The sequence below is a fragment of the Chitinophaga sp. RAB17 genome, assembly GCF_052114225.1.
Classification (GTDB): domain Bacteria; phylum Bacteroidota; class Bacteroidia; order Chitinophagales; family Chitinophagaceae; genus Chitinophaga.
This window is the reverse complement of record NZ_JBFREI010000020.1, coordinates 83730-101681: the sequence shown is the minus strand read 5'-3', so window position 1 is coordinate 101681 and position 17952 is coordinate 83730. Positions and strand designations below refer to the sequence as shown.

The 17952-nt window shown below is 44.2% G+C and carries 16 protein-coding genes; 6 read left to right on the top strand and 10 right to left on the bottom strand.

Annotated elements, in window-relative coordinates; genetic code table 11:
• From AB4Z08_RS34570 to AB4Z08_RS34545, 6 genes are all read right to left on the bottom strand, one after another.
• Positions 1 to 538 (bottom strand): hypothetical protein (locus AB4Z08_RS34570; protein ID WP_441578346.1); only part of this gene is annotated, 538 nt, incomplete at its 3' end.
• A gap of 304 nt (positions 539 to 842) precedes the next feature.
• Positions 843 to 2486 (bottom strand): M57 family metalloprotease, encoded by a 1644-nt coding sequence (locus tag AB4Z08_RS34565; RefSeq protein WP_441578345.1) that lies wholly within the window; start codon positions 2484 to 2486, stop codon positions 843 to 845.
• Positions 2487 to 2847: 361 nt separating this feature from the next.
• A complete protein-coding gene (locus AB4Z08_RS34560) occupies positions 2848 to 4389 on the bottom strand; it encodes a glycoside hydrolase family 10 protein (RefSeq protein WP_441578344.1) in 1542 nt (513 codons plus the stop codon).
• An 88-nt stretch (positions 4390 to 4477) separates the two neighbouring features.
• The gene (locus AB4Z08_RS34555) at positions 4478 to 6340 is read right to left on the bottom strand and encodes a mechanosensitive ion channel family protein (protein ID WP_441578343.1); all 1863 of its coding nucleotides are present in this window, start codon (positions 6338 to 6340) and stop codon (positions 4478 to 4480) included.
• 95 nt (positions 6341 to 6435) lie between these two features.
• Positions 6436 to 6888 (bottom strand): methylglyoxal synthase, encoded by a 453-nt coding sequence (locus tag AB4Z08_RS34550; protein WP_349258196.1) that lies wholly within the window; start codon positions 6886 to 6888, stop codon positions 6436 to 6438.
• Positions 6889 to 6946: 58 nt separating this feature from the next.
• Positions 6947 to 7462 carry a ferritin gene (locus AB4Z08_RS34545; protein WP_331965408.1) on the bottom strand — a complete coding sequence of 172 codons (516 nt, stop codon included), beginning with the start codon at positions 7460 to 7462 and terminating at the stop codon, positions 6947 to 6949.
• A gap of 153 nt (positions 7463 to 7615) precedes the next feature.
• Between AB4Z08_RS34545 and AB4Z08_RS34540 the strand changes: the two genes are divergently transcribed.
• From AB4Z08_RS34540 to AB4Z08_RS34525, 4 genes are all read left to right on the top strand, one after another.
• A complete protein-coding gene (locus AB4Z08_RS34540; RefSeq protein WP_133807858.1) occupies positions 7616 to 8212 on the top strand; it encodes a NifU family protein in 597 nt (198 codons plus the stop codon).
• A gap of 131 nt (positions 8213 to 8343) precedes the next feature.
• Positions 8344 to 10041, top strand: coding sequence for a PNGase F N-terminal domain-containing protein (locus AB4Z08_RS34535; protein WP_441578342.1), 1698 nt, complete (start codon positions 8344 to 8346; stop codon positions 10039 to 10041).
• A gap of 80 nt (positions 10042 to 10121) precedes the next feature.
• Positions 10122 to 10745: a nicotinamide riboside transporter PnuC gene (gene pnuC, locus AB4Z08_RS34530; protein ID WP_441578341.1), complete on the top strand. Its 624-nt coding sequence runs from the start codon at positions 10122 to 10124 to the stop codon at positions 10743 to 10745.
• Complete coding sequence (locus AB4Z08_RS34525) at positions 10742 to 11266, top strand: AAA family ATPase (RefSeq protein WP_441578340.1); 525 nt, start codon at positions 10742 to 10744, stop codon at positions 11264 to 11266. Before pnuC ends, AB4Z08_RS34525 begins: the two co-directional genes overlap by 4 nt.
• On the opposite strand, the gene mtgA is transcribed toward AB4Z08_RS34525, so the two are convergent.
• Positions 11267 to 11983, bottom strand: a complete 717-nt coding sequence (mtgA, locus tag AB4Z08_RS34520; protein ID WP_441578339.1) for a monofunctional biosynthetic peptidoglycan transglycosylase — start codon at positions 11981 to 11983, stop codon at positions 11267 to 11269.
• 75 nt (positions 11984 to 12058) lie between these two features.
• Between mtgA and AB4Z08_RS34515 the strand changes: the two genes are divergently transcribed.
• Positions 12059 to 12676, top strand: a complete 618-nt coding sequence (locus AB4Z08_RS34515) for an L-threonylcarbamoyladenylate synthase (protein WP_441578338.1) — start codon at positions 12059 to 12061, stop codon at positions 12674 to 12676.
• A gap of 13 nt (positions 12677 to 12689) precedes the next feature.
• The gene (locus tag AB4Z08_RS34510) at positions 12690 to 12986 is read left to right on the top strand and encodes a hypothetical protein (protein WP_441578337.1); all 297 of its coding nucleotides are present in this window, start codon (positions 12690 to 12692) and stop codon (positions 12984 to 12986) included.
• A 186-nt stretch (positions 12987 to 13172) separates the two neighbouring features.
• Here AB4Z08_RS34510 and AB4Z08_RS34505 read toward each other — a convergent pair whose 3' ends face one another.
• The 3 genes from AB4Z08_RS34505 to polA all read right to left on the bottom strand — a co-directional run bounded on the left by AB4Z08_RS34505 (position 13173) and on the right by polA (position 17914).
• Positions 13173 to 14318, bottom strand: a complete 1146-nt coding sequence (locus AB4Z08_RS34505) for an aminopeptidase C (protein WP_441578336.1) — start codon at positions 14316 to 14318, stop codon at positions 13173 to 13175.
• 127 nt (positions 14319 to 14445) lie between these two features.
• Positions 14446 to 14970, bottom strand: a complete 525-nt coding sequence (locus AB4Z08_RS34500; RefSeq protein WP_441578335.1) for a GNAT family N-acetyltransferase — start codon at positions 14968 to 14970, stop codon at positions 14446 to 14448.
• Positions 14971 to 15097: 127 nt separating this feature from the next.
• Complete coding sequence (gene polA / locus AB4Z08_RS34495; RefSeq protein ID WP_441578334.1) at positions 15098 to 17914, bottom strand: DNA polymerase I; 2817 nt, start codon at positions 17912 to 17914, stop codon at positions 15098 to 15100.
• Positions 17915 to 17952 lie beyond the last annotated feature (38 nt).

Here is a 17952-nt window from a genome sequence, read left to right as displayed (position 1 = left end):
CCTGCCCGGGTACATCCAGCGAAACATTTGTTTCCTGGAAAGTGGTATCCGGATCTATCATTAGCGTGACCGTTTCGCTACCCGCCACCTGGCGTGATATAAAATCAATACGCGTTGCGATCACTTTTACTTCCAGGGCAGCAATACCTTTATACCCGTCGATGGTTTGTGCAGGAATATTTAATATCCCGTTACTCAAAAGCCGCGGAGCCACCGGAAAAAAACGATCTACTCCTGTATGCTGATTGAAGCGGAAACCTGTGATGGCTTCGTGATAATCGCCGGCAGCAATGAGCAGCCTGTTGAGACGATTGATGTGGCCACCATCACAATGGATATCCAGGTGGGGGTAGAAAGCATGCCGGATAAAAGCGCCTTTTCTACTGGCGATGCCAAAGCGACGGGATGCGCGGCGGGTAGCAGCCGTTTGCTGCACGCTTTCCGGCATGGAGCGCAGGAAGTATTTGCCATTGCGCTTATACCCAATGAGAGGACCGAGTTTTCCCGTAAAGGGAAGGATAGACATTTGTGTTGCCATGAGAGATTATTTTGATTACTATAAATATAAGATAATTCGGGGAGGGTGTTTTCGGGGCAAATTGAAGATTAGCTAAAGAGAGTGTATGGCGTATTGTATAATATTCAAAGCTAGTGTAGTAGGGATTTGACAATCGCAAACGGAAGAGTATGGGCATTTAGAGCATATTGAAAAAAGATATCCCCCAGGTTTTCAACTTGATCCGAAAAGGGTTTGTTCCGAAAAGAAAACCAGGGATAAAGAAGAAGGGCCAACCAAAGTCTATTTGGTTGGCCCTAACGGGTAATATTTTATTGCGATCGAATTACAAACTAAGCCATGGACCGTAACCATTGGCTTTTGTCCAGGTGCGCTGAATCAGGTTATCACTAGGTCCTTTAACAAAGATATCCATTGACAGGGAGTCCGGAGACGCTACTGCCGGTGCAGAATAAATGCTGGCACCAATACGATTCCAACTTTTCCAGCTGTCGGTAACAGACCAATTAGTAGTGATAAGTTGATGGTTATTGCCCAAAGCAAAAATATCTACATTAAGATATCCTCTTGCAGTAGCAGCAGGAGCGGAATAAATAGAACCACCCAAATTGCTCCATACTGTTCTATCACTCTCTTTTGTCCATATTCCCTGTACCAGGTGATTGGCATTGTCCTGCGCATACATCTCTATTGAGTTGATATAGCGGGAAGCGCTGGTGGCAGCTGAAGATACATTCGTCACAAAGTTCTGCCATTCGTGCCAGCCCTCTCCTTCTACATAATACCTGGTTTGCAAAACGTCATTAGCGCCTCTTACCAGTACGTTGATAAAATCGGCACCTCTTGATGCAGCATTGGGAGCCGAAAAGAAGTAACCACCAAGGTCTGTCCATTGACTCCATCCGCCATTCGGGGTCCAGGTTTTGAAGATGAGATTATTGGATGCTCCTTTTGCAAAAACAGCAATATTGTTTTCATCGCGGGAAGTGGCAGAAGGATCTGAAGTAAGCGTTCCTCCCAGGTCAGTCCAGGCAGACCAGCCAGTAGCAGGGGTGTATACTTTCTCCAGAAGTGTATTGTTCTTGCTTCTTAAGAATAAGTGCAGCTCTTTGGTGCCTTTTCTATAAGTAGCAGTAGGGACATTGAAATTACCGGATAAATTGCCATAAAACTGATTTAAGGCAACTACGTCATTTGGATTAAACGGATGATCCTCATTATTTAAACAACCGGACATCCAGCTAAAAGCTGCTCCACTGGTAGGTGTGCCATCAATTTTTATGAGATCTACCTGAGTATCGTTTGCTTTAGCTACCTGTGTATAAGTACAATGGTAAAGATTGTCTGCATAGGTAGTATGCCTGATTCCAATAGCGTGACCAATTTCATGGGCAATCAATGTTGCCAGCCGTTTTTCATCCAGGTTCGTTCCCAGTGCGGTTACGTCCAGGGTTACCGGACTGGATGGGTTTCTGGAAACAGCAGGATAGGCTGGAGTTAATACCTGCGGGCCACCCAGTTTACCATCTTTAATCTGAATATCTGCTTCTGAAGAATTGGCTACTTTTTTAAAGGTAACACGCAGATTAAGTGCATTATATCTTGCAATCGCAATATCCAGCGCATTTGAATAAGCGGTTGGCAAACCTGTTGCCGAGATATTGATTATACGGGGCAATGCCGTCAGTGTGTAAGATAATTTGTATTGGTCGGCATCAGCGATAAACAGGGCGGTATATCCTTGTTTGCTGTCCAGGTCTTTTTCAGTTAAAAAAAGATCCCCCTCTACTACATAACCTCCATTTAGTTTTATTGCATTTAGCGTATCAAAGCCCAAAGCATTGATTTTGCCCATAGTAGAGGCAGATATTTTTGTGCCATCTTCCGGGGTAGTAGGATCTTTTGTGCACGCCGACAAAAAAACGGCACCTGCGGCAACGCAGGTAAAAAATTTAGTGTTTAAATTCATTGTTGAGATAATTAATCTTTTGACAATTAAAAGGGTTACAGTATAGGTGTTAGTATAGGAACCAGATACTGATCAAGCAATAACAATCGCAGTCAAAAATAGCCGAAAAACAAAAGCAAAGAAAAGTGAAGGACGCGTAACTATCCCTTTAGCATGTAACCGCCGGTTTTTCCCGAAAGGGGAAATGAGGTCAAACCTGCGGACCACACGATTTATATGCTTTATGCGAAAAATTTTTGCTTATCGAGAGGGATGGTTGTAATAATTTTTTCCTTGCCCCCATTCAAATTATCAACCTGTACTGAACCAATGTTTTTGGCCCATAACCGGGTAAGACAATTCAATTAATTTCGCTATGAGGTTATGGTTCAAACAGGAAAACAGCCCTCCCGTTTTTTATCTGTACCCGTAAGGGCTCTCCCAATAAACTCTCATTTTGCATCCTGTCCAGGGCAGTCACTACATAGATGTACGTTTTCCCCTTTACATAGGTAATGTCTTTATACACTGGATCAGGCATCTGATCCAGAATGGTGAGGATTTTCGTTGGGTCGCTTACATTAATCGCTTCATTTTGCTCAAAGCGATACAGTACATATTGTTTGGTATGGCCACTGGTATCGTCATCCGACCAGTGTATTTCCAGTCCACCGGGCCGCTCAAAGGCATCAATGAAATAAGGTGCTTCCGGCGTTTGTTTAGGTAGCCACGACATAATCGGTCTCAATGCCGGATATTTAAAAATGCCATTGCGCAACAGCGTTTCTATGCCGAGAGGATTTCCTCTGAAAGAAGCAGCGCTATAAAAAATACTTCCCTGGATAGTGTTTAATGTCCTGGCTTCTTCTACCTGAGCAGGTATCTCGTTTGGATTTTTCCAGGCAGCATTGCTGTTAATACGGTATACACCATGACCAATATACACCTGCCGGCCGTAGCTGTGTTGTCCCCACCAGTTCAGCAATATTTCGTAATCTACCAGCCGGTGTCCCCGTTCCCAGTATAATTGTGGTGCTACATAATCAATCCACCCTTTTTTCAGCCACTTCAGGATATCTGCATACAGGTCGTCATAGTTGGTTTGGCCGCCTTTAGTGTAGGAACCTTCCGGATCTTTATCTTTATTACGCCATACGCCAAAAGGACTGATACCGAATTTCACCCAGGGTTTTTCTGCCTTGATAGCCACACTCAACAGCTGTATGATCGCATCTACATTGGCGCGGCGCCAATCATCCTTCATCATGTTATTACCATATAAACGATAAGAGCTGTTATCAGGAAACTCTTTCCCCGGCGCACGATACGGATAGAAGTAATCATCGAAGTGTACGGCATCAATGTCATATCGTTTTACCACATCCCGGATAACCATGGTAACATATTCACGTACTTCAGGAATGCCCGGATCAAAATATTTCTTGCCATCATAAGTGAGGAACCATTGTGGTTTCAGGCGGGTAATGTGATTGGGAGCCACACTGCTGCGGCTTACGTTGAACACAGCACGGTATGGGTTAAACCAGGCGTGAAACTCCATGCCGCGTTTATGGGTTTCCTCTACCATGAACTGCAAAGGATCGTAATATGGATTGGGCGCCTGTCCCTGCACACCGGTAAGGTATTCAGACCAGGGTTCGTATGGAGAAGGATAAAAAGCATCTGTAGCCGGACGAACCTGTACTACCACTGCATTCATGCCATTACGTTGTTGCTGATCAAGTAAAGCGATGAATTCCTGCTTTTGTTGTTCTGTACTCAGCCCGCGCCGGGATGGCCAGTCAATATTTTCAACAGTGGCTATCCAAACGGCCCTTAATTCGCGTTTGGGTGGCAATTGCGCCCACGACTGCTGCATCAGAATGATCCATAGAATTGTACCTGCTATAAATTGCTTCAACATCTGCCTTACTTTTAACCGTAAGATGCGAAAATAGCAAAAACCGGGGCTGATGCGATATAATTATGTGATTCTTATGAAGATAGCGTATTTATTCTTTTTCTACCTTCACCTTCATCACCGGCGCTTTATAATCATCTGCCAGGTATTCCGGCGGTACTGTACTCGTATTTCCGTCTCTGTGAGCAATGAAATGTGGCGACATAATTTCCACGCCGGCGGCATTGAAATGATCGATGATGTTGCGATGCAGATCTGAATAGATCAGGGCCATTTTATGTGAATGGTCGGTATAGACGTTGATTTCATAGGCAATAGCAAAATCGTCCAGACTTGTTTGCAATACAAAAGGCGTTCTGTCTTTCATAATACCGTTTGTTGCCATGGCAGCGCCAATCAGCATTTCATGTACCTGTTTCCAGGGCACATCATAGCCAATAGTAACAGTGGTATGCAGTATTAGCCCCAGATCCTTACTGGAAGTGGTAAAGTTGATGGTATGGCCGCTTAATATACTGGCATTGGGGACCGTGATTTCTTCATTTTTTATGGTGCGTAACCTGGTGACCAGTAAATTTTTTTCAATAACATCACCGGTGATCTCCCCTATTTTCACACGGTCGCCGATTTTAAAGGGACGCATATAAGTAATTACAAAGCCCGCTATCACATTTGAAATAGCGGAGGAAGAGCCCAGTGAGAACAGGATGCCAAGGAAAACAGATACGCCCTGAAATATTTTTGAGTCGGATCCAGGGAGGTAAGGAAACACCACAACAAACATAAATGCATATAACAGGAACTTGATGCCGCTGGCGGTAGGCCTTGCCCAGTCTGCGTAAAAGCCATTGATCGTTAAGTTGCCGGTAGCGATTTCTTCTGCGAGGTAGTTCACCAGTTTTACCAGGTATCGGGTAATAAGGTATATCACCAGGATAGTAAGTAATTTAGGGAGATAATGAACAAAGCCCAGGAATATTGATTTAACGGGGGACAATGTCCAGTCGATGAGTTTATCCGCGATGCCTTTAGTCCAGGGAAATATGCTGAATACAAAAGGTAAGGTAATGTAGAAGATGAACAGGATAAAGATAATCCGTGCGATGCGGAGAACATTAAATACAATCCCTACCTGCTTTTGCTGATTCAGCAGGGCATATTCTTTTACTTTCACACCTTTGAAGTACCGGTCTTTTTCTCTGACAATTTTTTTGCGCAGCCGTTTGAACAGCCGGTTAATGCCATATACAATCGTGGAAAATATCACGATAATCAATAGCAGCCAGCCTATTCGAATAAGTATACTTTGAAGGCTGTTATCTTTCTTTTCCTGTAATATGGCTTTTTTGATGATAGCTGCATAATCCTGTGCCACCGCCATTTTATCCTGGCTAAGCCACAGTGCATCATCATCAGTAACACTTAACAGCACCAGATCATTATAGGCAACATCTATATTGTTTTCATTTTGTATAGCGCGAATGGAGTCAGCAGCAAAAAACGGGTCATCAGATAGTTTTGCGAGTTTGCGATTGATATTCTGGGCTCTGTCGCTGGGTTGCAATGGCCCCAGTTTATTGTAAATATAAAAAAGGGTATCGCCGAAAGGGACTACGGGAAAGCCGCTATGAGTGGCTTTCAGCTGATTAATACGTAGCAGATTGGCTGCTTTTTTCAGGGAGTCGGCCTGTTCAAAGGAGTTGAGCTTTTGTTGCAGTTCTTTTTTTCGGTTGTCGTTATCGTTGCTGAGGAGGAGTTGTTGCTGCAAAGCTTTCTTTTGTGCTTCATCTGCTTTTTGGAGGGAATCATTTTCCCGGAGCAGGCGGGTGGTAAGTACCAGTTGTGTATCCGCCAGCGAGTCGCGGGAGGCTTTGCTGCTATCACTTTGTGCGGAGCACAATAAGCTGATACTAACCAGTATAGTAGTGATGAAAAGGGTAAAAACAATTCTCATTCCCGAAGCTTTTCTTTAAAGTACGGAAAATTCGGGTAGTAGCTACCCGCTAAAGTGGTGAAAATTTATAAAGAGAGGAAAACGGATGAACGGAGTTATACCTTTCTCTTGGTATACTGACTGTAATCCGGCAAGGTAGCCTCATATTCCTGGTGCATCAGGGGAGATGTAAGCAGGAAGTCGGCGGAGGCGCGGTTGCTGGCCATCGGGATATTCCACACTACCCCCAAACGGAGTAAGGCTTTGATATCCGGATCATGTGGCAACGCTTCCATGGGATCCCAGAAGAAAATAATGACGTCCAGTTCCCCGGTGGCCACCAGGGCTCCGATTTGTTGATCACCGCCCAGGGGGCCACTCAGTAACTTTCTTACAGATACGTCCAGCGCCTGTTCTATCAGCAGGCCGGTAGTGCCGGTAGCATATAGTTCATGGCGACTTAATACCGTTTTATTATAGATAGCCCACTCGATCAGCTCAGCTTTTTTGTGATCGTGAGCAATCAGTGCTATCCTTTTGCGTGCTTTTAATACTTTCGTTGTTTGCATATCTGTTACAAAAGTAATAAGTGGGCCGCAATAAATAGATGTTGAATACTGTAATGTTTTAATGTCTTTCGTTGGTATCCAGTGTGGCCAGGTCGCGGTCAAAAATATACAGACCACCTTTATCCTCTCCTATCAGCTTTAATTTGTCGAGGATGTGGCGAGCCAGGCGCTCTTCTTCAATCTGTTCAGTTACATACCATTGTAAAAAGTTATGGGTGGCATAATCTTTTTCGCTGAGGCACATATCTACCAGGTTATTAATTTCTTTGGATACTGCCAGCTCATGGCTAAACACCTGTTCAAAAATTTCATGGATGTTTTTGAACTTTACCGTAGGCTGTTTCAGGGCAGGTACCAGGCCATGTCCTCCTCGTTCGTTAATGAATTTCAGCAATTTGAGCATGTGTGTCCGTTCTTCATCAGAGTGACGGTATAAGAATTGAGCCACCCCATTAAAGCCCTCTACTTCAGACCAGGAAGCCATAGCAAGATAATATTGGGAAGAGGCTGCTTCCATTTCTACCTGTTGATTGAGCGCGGATTGGATTTTCGGCGAAAGTTCTTTCAGTAGCATGACAAAAAAATTGTATAATTAGGAAGATTGAGGTGTGGCGGGGGATATCAATGATGCCTATGACCAGATTGTTATTTTCAATAGCACACGTTTGGATGCATCCCGAAAATCTGCCCGAAAAATGTTACCTTTGCATAAGTAAATTAGGATAAAATGATTAAAACAGGAAATCCAATCATCAGCATATATACAGAAATGACGCCTAACCCGGAAACCATGAAGTTTGTGGCAAACAAACTCCTGTATCCAGGTAAAAGCATTGATTTCCCGGATGAAGCCAGCGCTAAACCATCTCCTTTAGCCATCGAGTTGTTTAGCTTCCCTTTCATTAGAGGGGTGTTTATTATGGCTAACTTTATTACGCTTACCAAAACCAGCGAAACTGACTGGAACGATATAATTCCTACGGTAAAAGCCTTCCTGAAGGAATACCTGGAAGACTCCCGCCCTGTTATCAACGAAGATGAGGTAGTGATTACCAAAGACACTGCCAGCAATGAAGTGAGTGCAGATGACACGGATGTGGTAAAACGTATCAAGGAATTACTTGAAAACTACGTGAAACCGGCTGTAGAAATGGATGGCGGCGCCATTCAGTTCAAAGATTACGACAACGGTACGGTAACACTGATGTTGCAAGGTTCTTGCTCAGGCTGTCCCTCTTCCATGATTACGCTCAAAGCCGGCATTGAAGGCATGATGAAGCGTATGATCCCTGAAGTGAAGGAAGTGGTGGCAGAAGCCGAATAAGCCATAGTTGAGTGAATGATAGTGTTAAACGAAAGCACAGTCTTAATGGCTGTGCTTTTTTTTAGCGTGTAGCCGTTGGGGTTGATAAATACTCACCACTGCACGCAGACGAATAAAAGCTAAAAAAGCAGATGAAAGGATTATTACTGGTATTTGCCGGCCTGGCCATCGCCATGCAGCCGGTACAGGCCCAAAGAAAGAAAGGTGTGGATAGTGCATCCGCCGTTATTACCTATGGCTTCGGCAGCAACGGTAAAACCATACCCGGCAATGAACTGCAGTTGTTCATTGATCATCAGCGCGCCCATATTGTTGCTGGCAACGGGAAACAAAAAGAACAACAATTCCTGCAAATGTCTGAACAGGCTAGCTTGCAGGTGTTAAGTCTTCCTAATAACGAAGTATACACGCTGAAAAAACCGTTTAGCGAATACGCCGCGCCGGAATTACTGCCTGATACCGCTACTATCCTGGGATATGTTTGTAAGAAAGCAAAACTCTTTATCCGTTCCAATACCATTGAAGTATGGTACACCAATGCCCTGACATTGAAAGGAACGCCTAATATCACGATTGCTCCAGGCCTGGGACTGGTGCTTAAAATCGTACGCAACGGTAACAGCGAAACCCTGGCAAAGAAAATAACCTATCGTAAAATAACAGACGCAGAGTTGGCCTGGCCAACCAATACAGGTACTATGGTAAATGATGCCGCCTACATGAGGCAGGTAATCGACAGCCGTTATACTACCCTTCCTGTTTTCAACCAGGAGCAGATCAGCTGGGGAAATAATCCAGCCAATCCACAGGGAGAACAATTAAATCAAACCTATCACTATGCCGGCGGTACAGTGATACTGAAAAAAGTATCGTTGCCTGCGGTTAAGAAAGGGGAAACACTTTTTGCAGAGCTTACCCAATACTCTAATGGCGATGCTTACGACAGAACGGGTTCCGTATTTATGATACCGGCAGACAAAGCGACCTCTTTCCTGGATGGGTTACAAAAAGGCGTACAGGCCTTACCGTTATTCACAGCCAACAACGGTAGTCCATACCATGGTATGGTAGCTACAGATAACTATTTACCGGCATTGGAAATACTGCGCTTCTTTACACCATTTGGGGTAAGACAGTTTAATAACCAGGTGAAAATAGCCGGTTATAACTGGGCAGATTCAGTGATCTATAAACAGGATATTACAGAGCTGCATAATCGCCTCCAGGGCGATGTATGGTTGGGTGTATATATCGGCAACTATGATAAAGGTGGCCATAAAGTAAGCCTTAGCCTTAAATATTATCCAGGTGATGCCGAAGATGAAAACCGCGCCACCCCCAACTGGATATACCCAATCTTCAACACGACTAACCTGATGGAAATGGCCGGACAGGAATATGCTACCCTGTTCGACAAAGATTCTCTGAAGGTGACAGTGAATATTCCGGAAGGACTTAGGAACGTGCAACTGCGGTTCCTTACTACCGGTCATGGCGGCTGGGGTGGCGGCGATGAATTCAACCCCAAACAGAATGAAATTTTTGTAGACGGTAAACGGATCTATCATTTTATTCCATGGCGGACAGATTGTGCCACTTATCGCCTGTCTAATCCGGCTTCCGGCAACTTCGGCAACGGCTTATCCTCTTCTGATCTGAGTCGTTCCAACTGGTGTCCGGGCACCCTTACGTCACCGGTAATTATTTCGCTGCCGGATATCACGCCCGGGTTGCATACTATACAGGTGGCTATTCCACAGGGCAAGCCTGAAGGTAGCAGCCAGAGTTTCTGGAATGTATCGGGAACACTGATTGGAGAGAAAAAATAGTTTTGTTGTTAATAGTTGCTGCGGAAATTTGAGGCAGCAACTATTGACAACATCTGGGAAAATTTATCCACTTTCGCACTATGAATGATTTATACCAGGGCTTTTTGGACGGCCTGCATCAAATGACTTTACTGGAAGGAATAGCCGTATTCTTTGCTGTCTTGTCGGTCATCTTTCAAAAAAATAATAATATCCTGGTATATCCTACGGGTATTATCAGTACTGGTATTTACACTTATCTCCTGTCACGTGAGCATTTTAAGCTGTATGCCGATGCCACACTGAATGCCTACTACCTCATCATGAGCGTATACGGCTGGATATACTGGGCAAAGAAAGGCCCAGCAGAACCAGCTACTCCTATTATGAGAAGTAACGGCAGGGAGTTATCTACCGCCATTTTTATCGCGCTGGCCGGCTGGGGGATTTTCTACTTCCTGTTAAGCCGTTTTTCTGATTCCAATGTACCGGTAATGGATGCTTTTGTTTCTGCCAGTGCCTGCGCAGGCATGTGGTTGTTGGCAAAGCGAAAACTGGAAAATTGGATATTGCTGAATATATCTAACCTGGTGGCCATACCATTGCTGTTTTATAAGCACCTTTATCTGACAGCGCTGCTCACCGTGTTTTTATTTATCATTGCCATATTCGGATATATTGGTTGGAGAGCAATTGTGCAGCAAAGAGAAACTTCTCATCAATGAAGAAAGTAGTTGTTATAGGGCCTGAATCTACAGGCAAGAGCACCCTCAGCGAAAAGCTGGCGGTTCATTTTAATACAGTGTGGACGCCGGAGTATGCCCGTGAATATATCGACCAGCTCGATCGTCCTTATGAGCAAAACGATCTGCTGGAAATAGCTGCCGGTCAGATAGCACTGGAACATCAACAGGCCATGAAGGCAAATAAGGTCCTTATTTGTGATACTGATTTGTACGTAATAAAAGTATGGAGTGAGCATAAATACGGCAATTGTGATCCCCGCATCTTAAAGCAGATTGCCAAACAACACTGTGATCTCTATCTGCTGACTTACATTGATCTGCCCTGGGAAGAAGATCCACAGAGAGAATATCCTGATCCGGACATGCGTACTTATTTCTATAATATTTATAAAGATATTGTGATGGCTTCCGGTGCCCGCTGGCAGGAAATCAGGGGGACTTATGAAGAGCGCGAAGCGCTTGCTATTGCGACTGTACAGCAATTACTCGACCAGGCATAATTATTTTCTACCCGTTACCAGTTCCATAATATCCGCATCAGGCGCCAGGTTACGCATTTGTACCAGGATTTTGCGTTGACGGTAACTGGTAATTCTTGCCGGTGGATTAATCGTGTATTTAACGGGATTGGGCAAACAGGCGGCTATCATTGCTGCTTCTTCGCGGTTAAGACTGGCCGCATTTTTATTATAATTGGCCTGGGCGGCGGCTTCTACACCAAATATGCCTTCTCCCATTTCTGCTACATTAAGATACACTTCCAGGATACGTTGCTTGCCCCATATTTTTTCAATCATGAAAGTAAAGTATACTTCCAGGCCTTTCCGAAACCAGCTACGACCCTGCCAGAGGAATACATTTTTTGCTACCTGCTGACTGATGGTGCTGGCTCCTTTTATTTTTTTACTCTGTTGGTTATGCTTCATTGCCTTTTCAATAGACTTGAAGTCAAAGCCGTTATGGTCGGTGAAGAGCTGATCTTCGCTGGCTATCACCGCGAGTTTGGCGTGCTGTGATATTTCATCATAGCTTACCCATGTTTTTTGCAGTTTTTTATCTGTTCCCCAGAGACTAAACCAGCTGGAGATTTCAGTGATGGTAACAGGCGGATTCACCCATTTCAACAGGATGATATAAACAAATTGTGCAACAATTAAAACCAGTAGTACTCTCCTCAATCTCCTCCACGTTCTGGGTACAATGCCTTTTAAATTCATCGCGTAGGTTTAGAAAAATCGGGCCGAAAGGTAGGCTAAAAAGCTGAAAGTGAAACACAATCGTTAACTTTATATATGCTATTAAACGTACACCCTGATAACCCGAATCCGCGCCATTTGAAAACAATTGTAGAGTGTTTGAAAGATGGAGGGATCATTATTTACCCTACTGATACGGTATACGGTTTAGGCTGTGATATTACCCAACATAAAGCCATAGAACGTATAGCGCGGATTAAACAGATAGACCCTAAAAAGGCGCACTTTTCCTTCATCTGTTATGACCTGAGTCATTTATCTGATTATGCGAAGRGTGTGGATACGCCTATATTCAGGATGCTGAAGAAAGCATTGCCGGGTCCATACACTTTTATTTTGCCAGCCAGCCGGTTGGTGCCCAAGTTGCTGAAGACGAAGAAAGACACTGTAGGTATAAGGGTGCCGGACAATAATATTTGCCGCACGATTGTAAAGGAGCTGGGTAATCCACTGATGAGTACTACCCTGCCCATAGAAGATTATGTAGAAGAATATACAGATCCGGAAATCATTTATGAGAAGTTTGGAAAGCAGGTAGACATTGTAGTAGATGGCGGCCCCGGAGGCATGGCGTTTTCCACAGTGGTAGATTGTACTGGTGCAGAACCGGTATTGATCCGTGAAGGAATTGGCAGTTTCGAGGAAATATCCTGATAAAATAATTTTTATGAAAAGTAGATGGTGGGTATTGATCGTTGGTATTGTGTTGGGCAGCAAAGTTGCCGGGGCACAAACATTTGCACTGAAGCCAGTGAAGTTATTACCGGTTACTAAAACCACCTATCTCCCGCCTGCTCCCTCACCCGTTTACCCTGTTTATATAATGGCTCCGGATACTTATTATCGGCAACACTTCGGTTTTTTCTGCAAACAGGAATGGACCTGGCAAAAGCATACAGGCTTGCCGGTAAAACTCCGCTTAGGTAATTATTCTTACACACAGCAGCTGGAAGGAAAGCATTAAAATCTTTTGTCATGTTGATGTTGGCCGGTAATGATTGACCTTGTCAACTAAATATAGTTGCTGGAAGCAAATATATTTTTCTTGGCGGTTAGCTATTGGCAGTTAGCTTTTAGTAAATGTAAGGGATGATAAAATATAGATATTCGCTGCATTTACTAAAAGCTAACTGCTAATGGCCAATGGCTATTATTTGATACCCAGTTTCTTTGCAACATCTGCTGGTAAAGCTTTTTTGTTTACCATGAAGCAGGTGGTTTTATATGCGAAGTAAGGTTCAGAAGCATAGAAATATCCCTGGCCAGGATTGTCTGTACCCCAGGAGTTTTTCACACGGAAGTATTTGTTGCCGTTCTGATCTTTTGCCAGACCGACAATGTGCATACCGTGATCATCCTGTGTTTCGAAGTTATCGAAAGCCTGCTGACGCAGTTCAGGAGTGATGGTTTTTTCTTTACCTGGCACCAGGAACGCGTTTCTTTTTTCTTCAGCAGACATGTCGGCCCAATCCTTTTCAGGAACGATCGCCAGGCCATCTTTAAAATTGAAGCCTTTTTCACTTACATCTGCAGCCCATGCGATGGAGTAACCATTCAGGATGGCATTTTCAGCGATGTTAGTAAAGTCATTCAGGTTTACGTTGTATACTTTCTCCCAGTTCCAGTTGTCCGGAACTTCCAGTACAAACTGTGAATTGTAAGGATGGTGTGTAAAAGAAGAAATCAGCACATAGTCATCTGCATTGATACCCAGTTCTTTTGCAAACGACTGTGGCGTGTAGCTTTTACCGTTATACTGGAATTTCTCAGGTGCTTCTCCCATATAGGCATTCAGGACACCATCAAAAGCTTTAGACCAGTTAGGGTTGATAGTGCCGGAGGCATTACCGATTTTGTTGGCCATACCTTCCAGGAGACTTTCCATTTCGGCGTGGTTATACATTTTGTCTTTGTTACCATCGTATACGCTCTGTGGAACCAGGCCGTATTCGCGGAGGCACAACAAATCATCCGGGAATCCACCACCTTCACCGAAGTTAGCTTTACCGTGCATACGTACATAATTCGCAGCTTTCAAGGGGTACATTTTGCGTACCACATACATTTCGCTGAGATTCAAGCCCTTGTTTTTGCCGGTGCGCAGTATTTCTGATTCAAAAAAAGACAAGCCGGAGAAAGACCAGCAAGTACCAGTACGTCCCTGGTTCTGCACATCACCCGCATCCAGATTCTTTAAAACAGTGAACTGGTATTTGCTTCCTTCCACATTGGTACTGTTTTGTGCAAATGCTCCTATGCTGCAAAGCATGGCTGCACACATCATCCATTTCTTCATGGTGTATAATGATTGATTTTTAAGACAAGGACCAAAAATAAGGGAAAGCAGGTATTTGACTGGTGAAAAGATGGATGAACGGAGCTTGCTACAGCTACTGATTTAACATTGTTCAGACGAATTACAGTTATTTTTCCTGGTATTGTCCCCGGGTAATCTCCCATTCCCAGAGATCTTCTCCTTCTTTATTTTTAATGGTACCCACAAATCGCATTCCTGCTTTTTGTAATATTTTAACGGAAGCATTGTATTCTTCCTCTGTATGGGCAATCACACGTTTTACGTAAGAATGCCCAAAGGCAAATCTGATCAGGGCTTCTGCCATTTCTGTGCCCAGTCCTTTTTCCCGGTAATCTGCGGTTATTTCATAACCCATTTCTACCAGCCCTTCTTCATTGGGCTTGCCTTTAAATCCGCCTGCACCAATCAGGCGCTTATCGGCGCGATGTAATACCAGGTAAAAGAACCAGCCCAGCATGGCGGGATCATTGCGTAACTTATCATATGCTACCAGGACCATTTCCGGATATTCTGTCCACCCGTCCTGAATAGAAATGCCAAGCAGGTCGGCCAGATGATCGTTGCCCTGTAATAGCAATTCGAAATGCTCTAGTGAGCACGGCAACAATTGTAGTCGAGGTGTTTGGATCATGTTTGAAAACTAGTAAACTGTTTTGGGAAATACAATAGCGGGAGCAAGCTTTTTAGCTTTTGGCCAATACAGCGAAGATCATTCGCTGTATTGGCCAAAAGCTAAAAGCTAACCGCTAAAAGCTGTATCAATGCGCTTCCAGCCAGTTGTTACCAATACCCATTTCTGCTTCTACGGGAACAGATAGTGGTAAGGCATTACGCATAAGATCTAATATAAGGGGTTTAATAATCTCTAATTCGGAACGATGTGCATCAAACACCAATTCATCATGCACCTGCAGGAGCATACGGGACTTAAGGTTTTGTTCCTTAAATGCTTTATGGATCGATATCATGGCCAGCTTAATCATATCGGCCGCAGTACCCTGAATAGGCATATTGATCGCATTCCTCTCTGCGAAGCCACGCACTACCGCGTTGGAAGAGTTGATATCTTTCAACCATCTTTTCCTGCCCAACAGGGTTTGCACATAACCATTCTCCTGCGCAAACTTCACCTGGTCTTCCATGTATTGCTTGATAGATGGATATTGCGCAAAATAATTGTCGATCAGCATTTTCGCTTCGGCACGCGGAATACCGAGGTTCTCTGATAATCCGAAAGCACTTACACCATAGATAATCCCGAAGTTCACACTTTTCGCATTACGGCGCATATCGGACGTAACTGCATCCAGCGCTACATTATATACCTTGGCCGCAGTAGCAGTGTGAATATCTATTCCATTTTGAAACGCTGCAGACATTTCTTTGTCCTCACTGATCGCTGCAATAATACGCAGTTCTATCTGTGAGTAATCCGCAGATAACAATACATACTCTTCATTGCGCGGAATAAATGCTTTGCGTATTTCACGCCCCCTGTCTGTGCGGATAGGAATGTTCTGCAGGTTCGGATTATTGGAGCTTAAACGCCCTGTAACGGCTACTGCCTGATTATAGGAAGTGTGTACACGATTGGTTCGTTTATTCAGCAATAACGGTAACGAGTCTACGTAAGTAGATTTGAGTTTGCTCAGCTCACGGAAAATGAGAATGTCTTCTACTATTTTATGTTTATTGGAGAGCTTTTGCAGCACATCTTCACCGGTGGCATATTGGCCGGTACGCGTTTTCTTGGCTTTAGGGTCCAGTTGTAATTTTTCAAACAACACCTCTCCCAGTTGCTTGGGAGACGCCAACTTGAACCGCACACCAGCCTGTTCGTATACACTTTCCTCTGCGCGTTTGATTTCTTTTTCCAGCTCTTTCGAATAGTCTGCCAGCGCCAGGGTATCAATAGCGATACCTTCATACTCCATGTCTGTCAGCACCGGTACCAGCGGGTTTTCTATCTCGTAAAATACTTTGTCCACCGCTTTATCAGGCAGCATGGGCAAAAATACTTCTTTCAGTTGCAGGGTAACATCTGCATCTTCCGCCGCATATTCCTTGATCTTTTCAATTTCCACATCCCGCATGTTGCCCTGCCCTTTTCCTTTTTTGCCAATGAGCGATTCTATGGAAACCGGCTCATAGCCAAGGTATTGAGCGCTTAATACATCCATGCTCCTGCGGCCTTCCGGCTCAACGAGATAATGTGCGAGCATGGTGTCAAATACGGCGGTAGTAATATCCACTCCATACCACTTCAGGATCAACATATCATACTTCACATTTTGCCCTATGAGGATAATGCTTTTGTGCTGAAACAGTGGCATGAATTCATGGATAATGGCGCGGGCAGCAGTATTATCTGCCGGCAAAGGAATATAATATGCTTCTCCCTTTTTAAAGGCAAAGCTCATTCCTACAATATCTGCTTCGTTCGCGTCTGTACCCGTGGTTTCCGTATCAAAAGAAACTTCCTGCTGCTGCAGCAGTTGGGCTAACAGTGCGCTTCTTTTTTCCAGGGTATCCACCACTTCATACTGATGCGGTGTATTGTGAATATTTTTATCAGCCATCAGGATATTACCTGATTCCACTATCTCTGTGGTAACCGTAATTTCTTCTGTAACAATGGCTGTTCCGAACAGGTCTGTTTGCACCACTCTTGGTTTGGCATCCGGGCTGGCGCTACCTCCAAATCCCTCACCCAGGATTCTTTTGCCAAGGGTTTTGAATTCCAGTTCAGTAAATATGCTGGTGAGTTTTTCTTTATCGCAGTCTTTGATGCAGAAGTCTTCTTCATGAAAGCTTACCGGTACATCAGTGATAATGGTGGCCAGTTCCTTAGACATGATGGCGTTGTCGCGACCAGCTTTGATCTTCTCACCCATTTTCCCGCCAATATTATCGGCATTTTCCAGTACATTTTCCAGGGAATGATATTGTGCCAGCAGTTTCATGGCGGTTTTTTCACCAATACCTGCAATGCCCGGAATGTTATCCACGGCATCACCCATGAGACCTAAAATATCAATTACCTGGTGTACATCTTTGATCTGCCATTTCTCACAGATTTCCTTAGGCCCCATGATTTCTTCCTTGTTGCCCATGTACGGAGGTTTGTAGACAAAGATGTTATCTCTCACCAGTTGTCCGTAGTCTTTGTCCGGTGTTACCATGTATACGGTATAACCAGCATCGGCAGCCTGCCAGGCGAGGGTACCAATTACGTCATCAGCCTCATAGCCATCCAGCTCCACTACCGGAATATTAAACCCTTCTATGATGCGTTTAATATCTGGCAATGCATCCAGGAGATCCTCCGGTGCATCCTGCCGGTTGGCTTTATAATCAGTATAGGTAGTATGACGCTCAGTAGGCGCGTGCGTGTCAAACGCTACGGCCATATGAGTAGGCTTTTCTTTATTGATGAGATCCAGTAAAGTAGTGGTAAAACCAAACTGCGCATTGGTATTTCGACCCGCACTGGTGATGCGGGGATTCCTGATCAGGGCGTAATAAGCCCTGTAAATCAGTGCCATGGCGTCCAGTAAAAATAATTTCTTTTCCATCGCTAAACCTACAAGATTTAATTTGAATCTGCAAAATT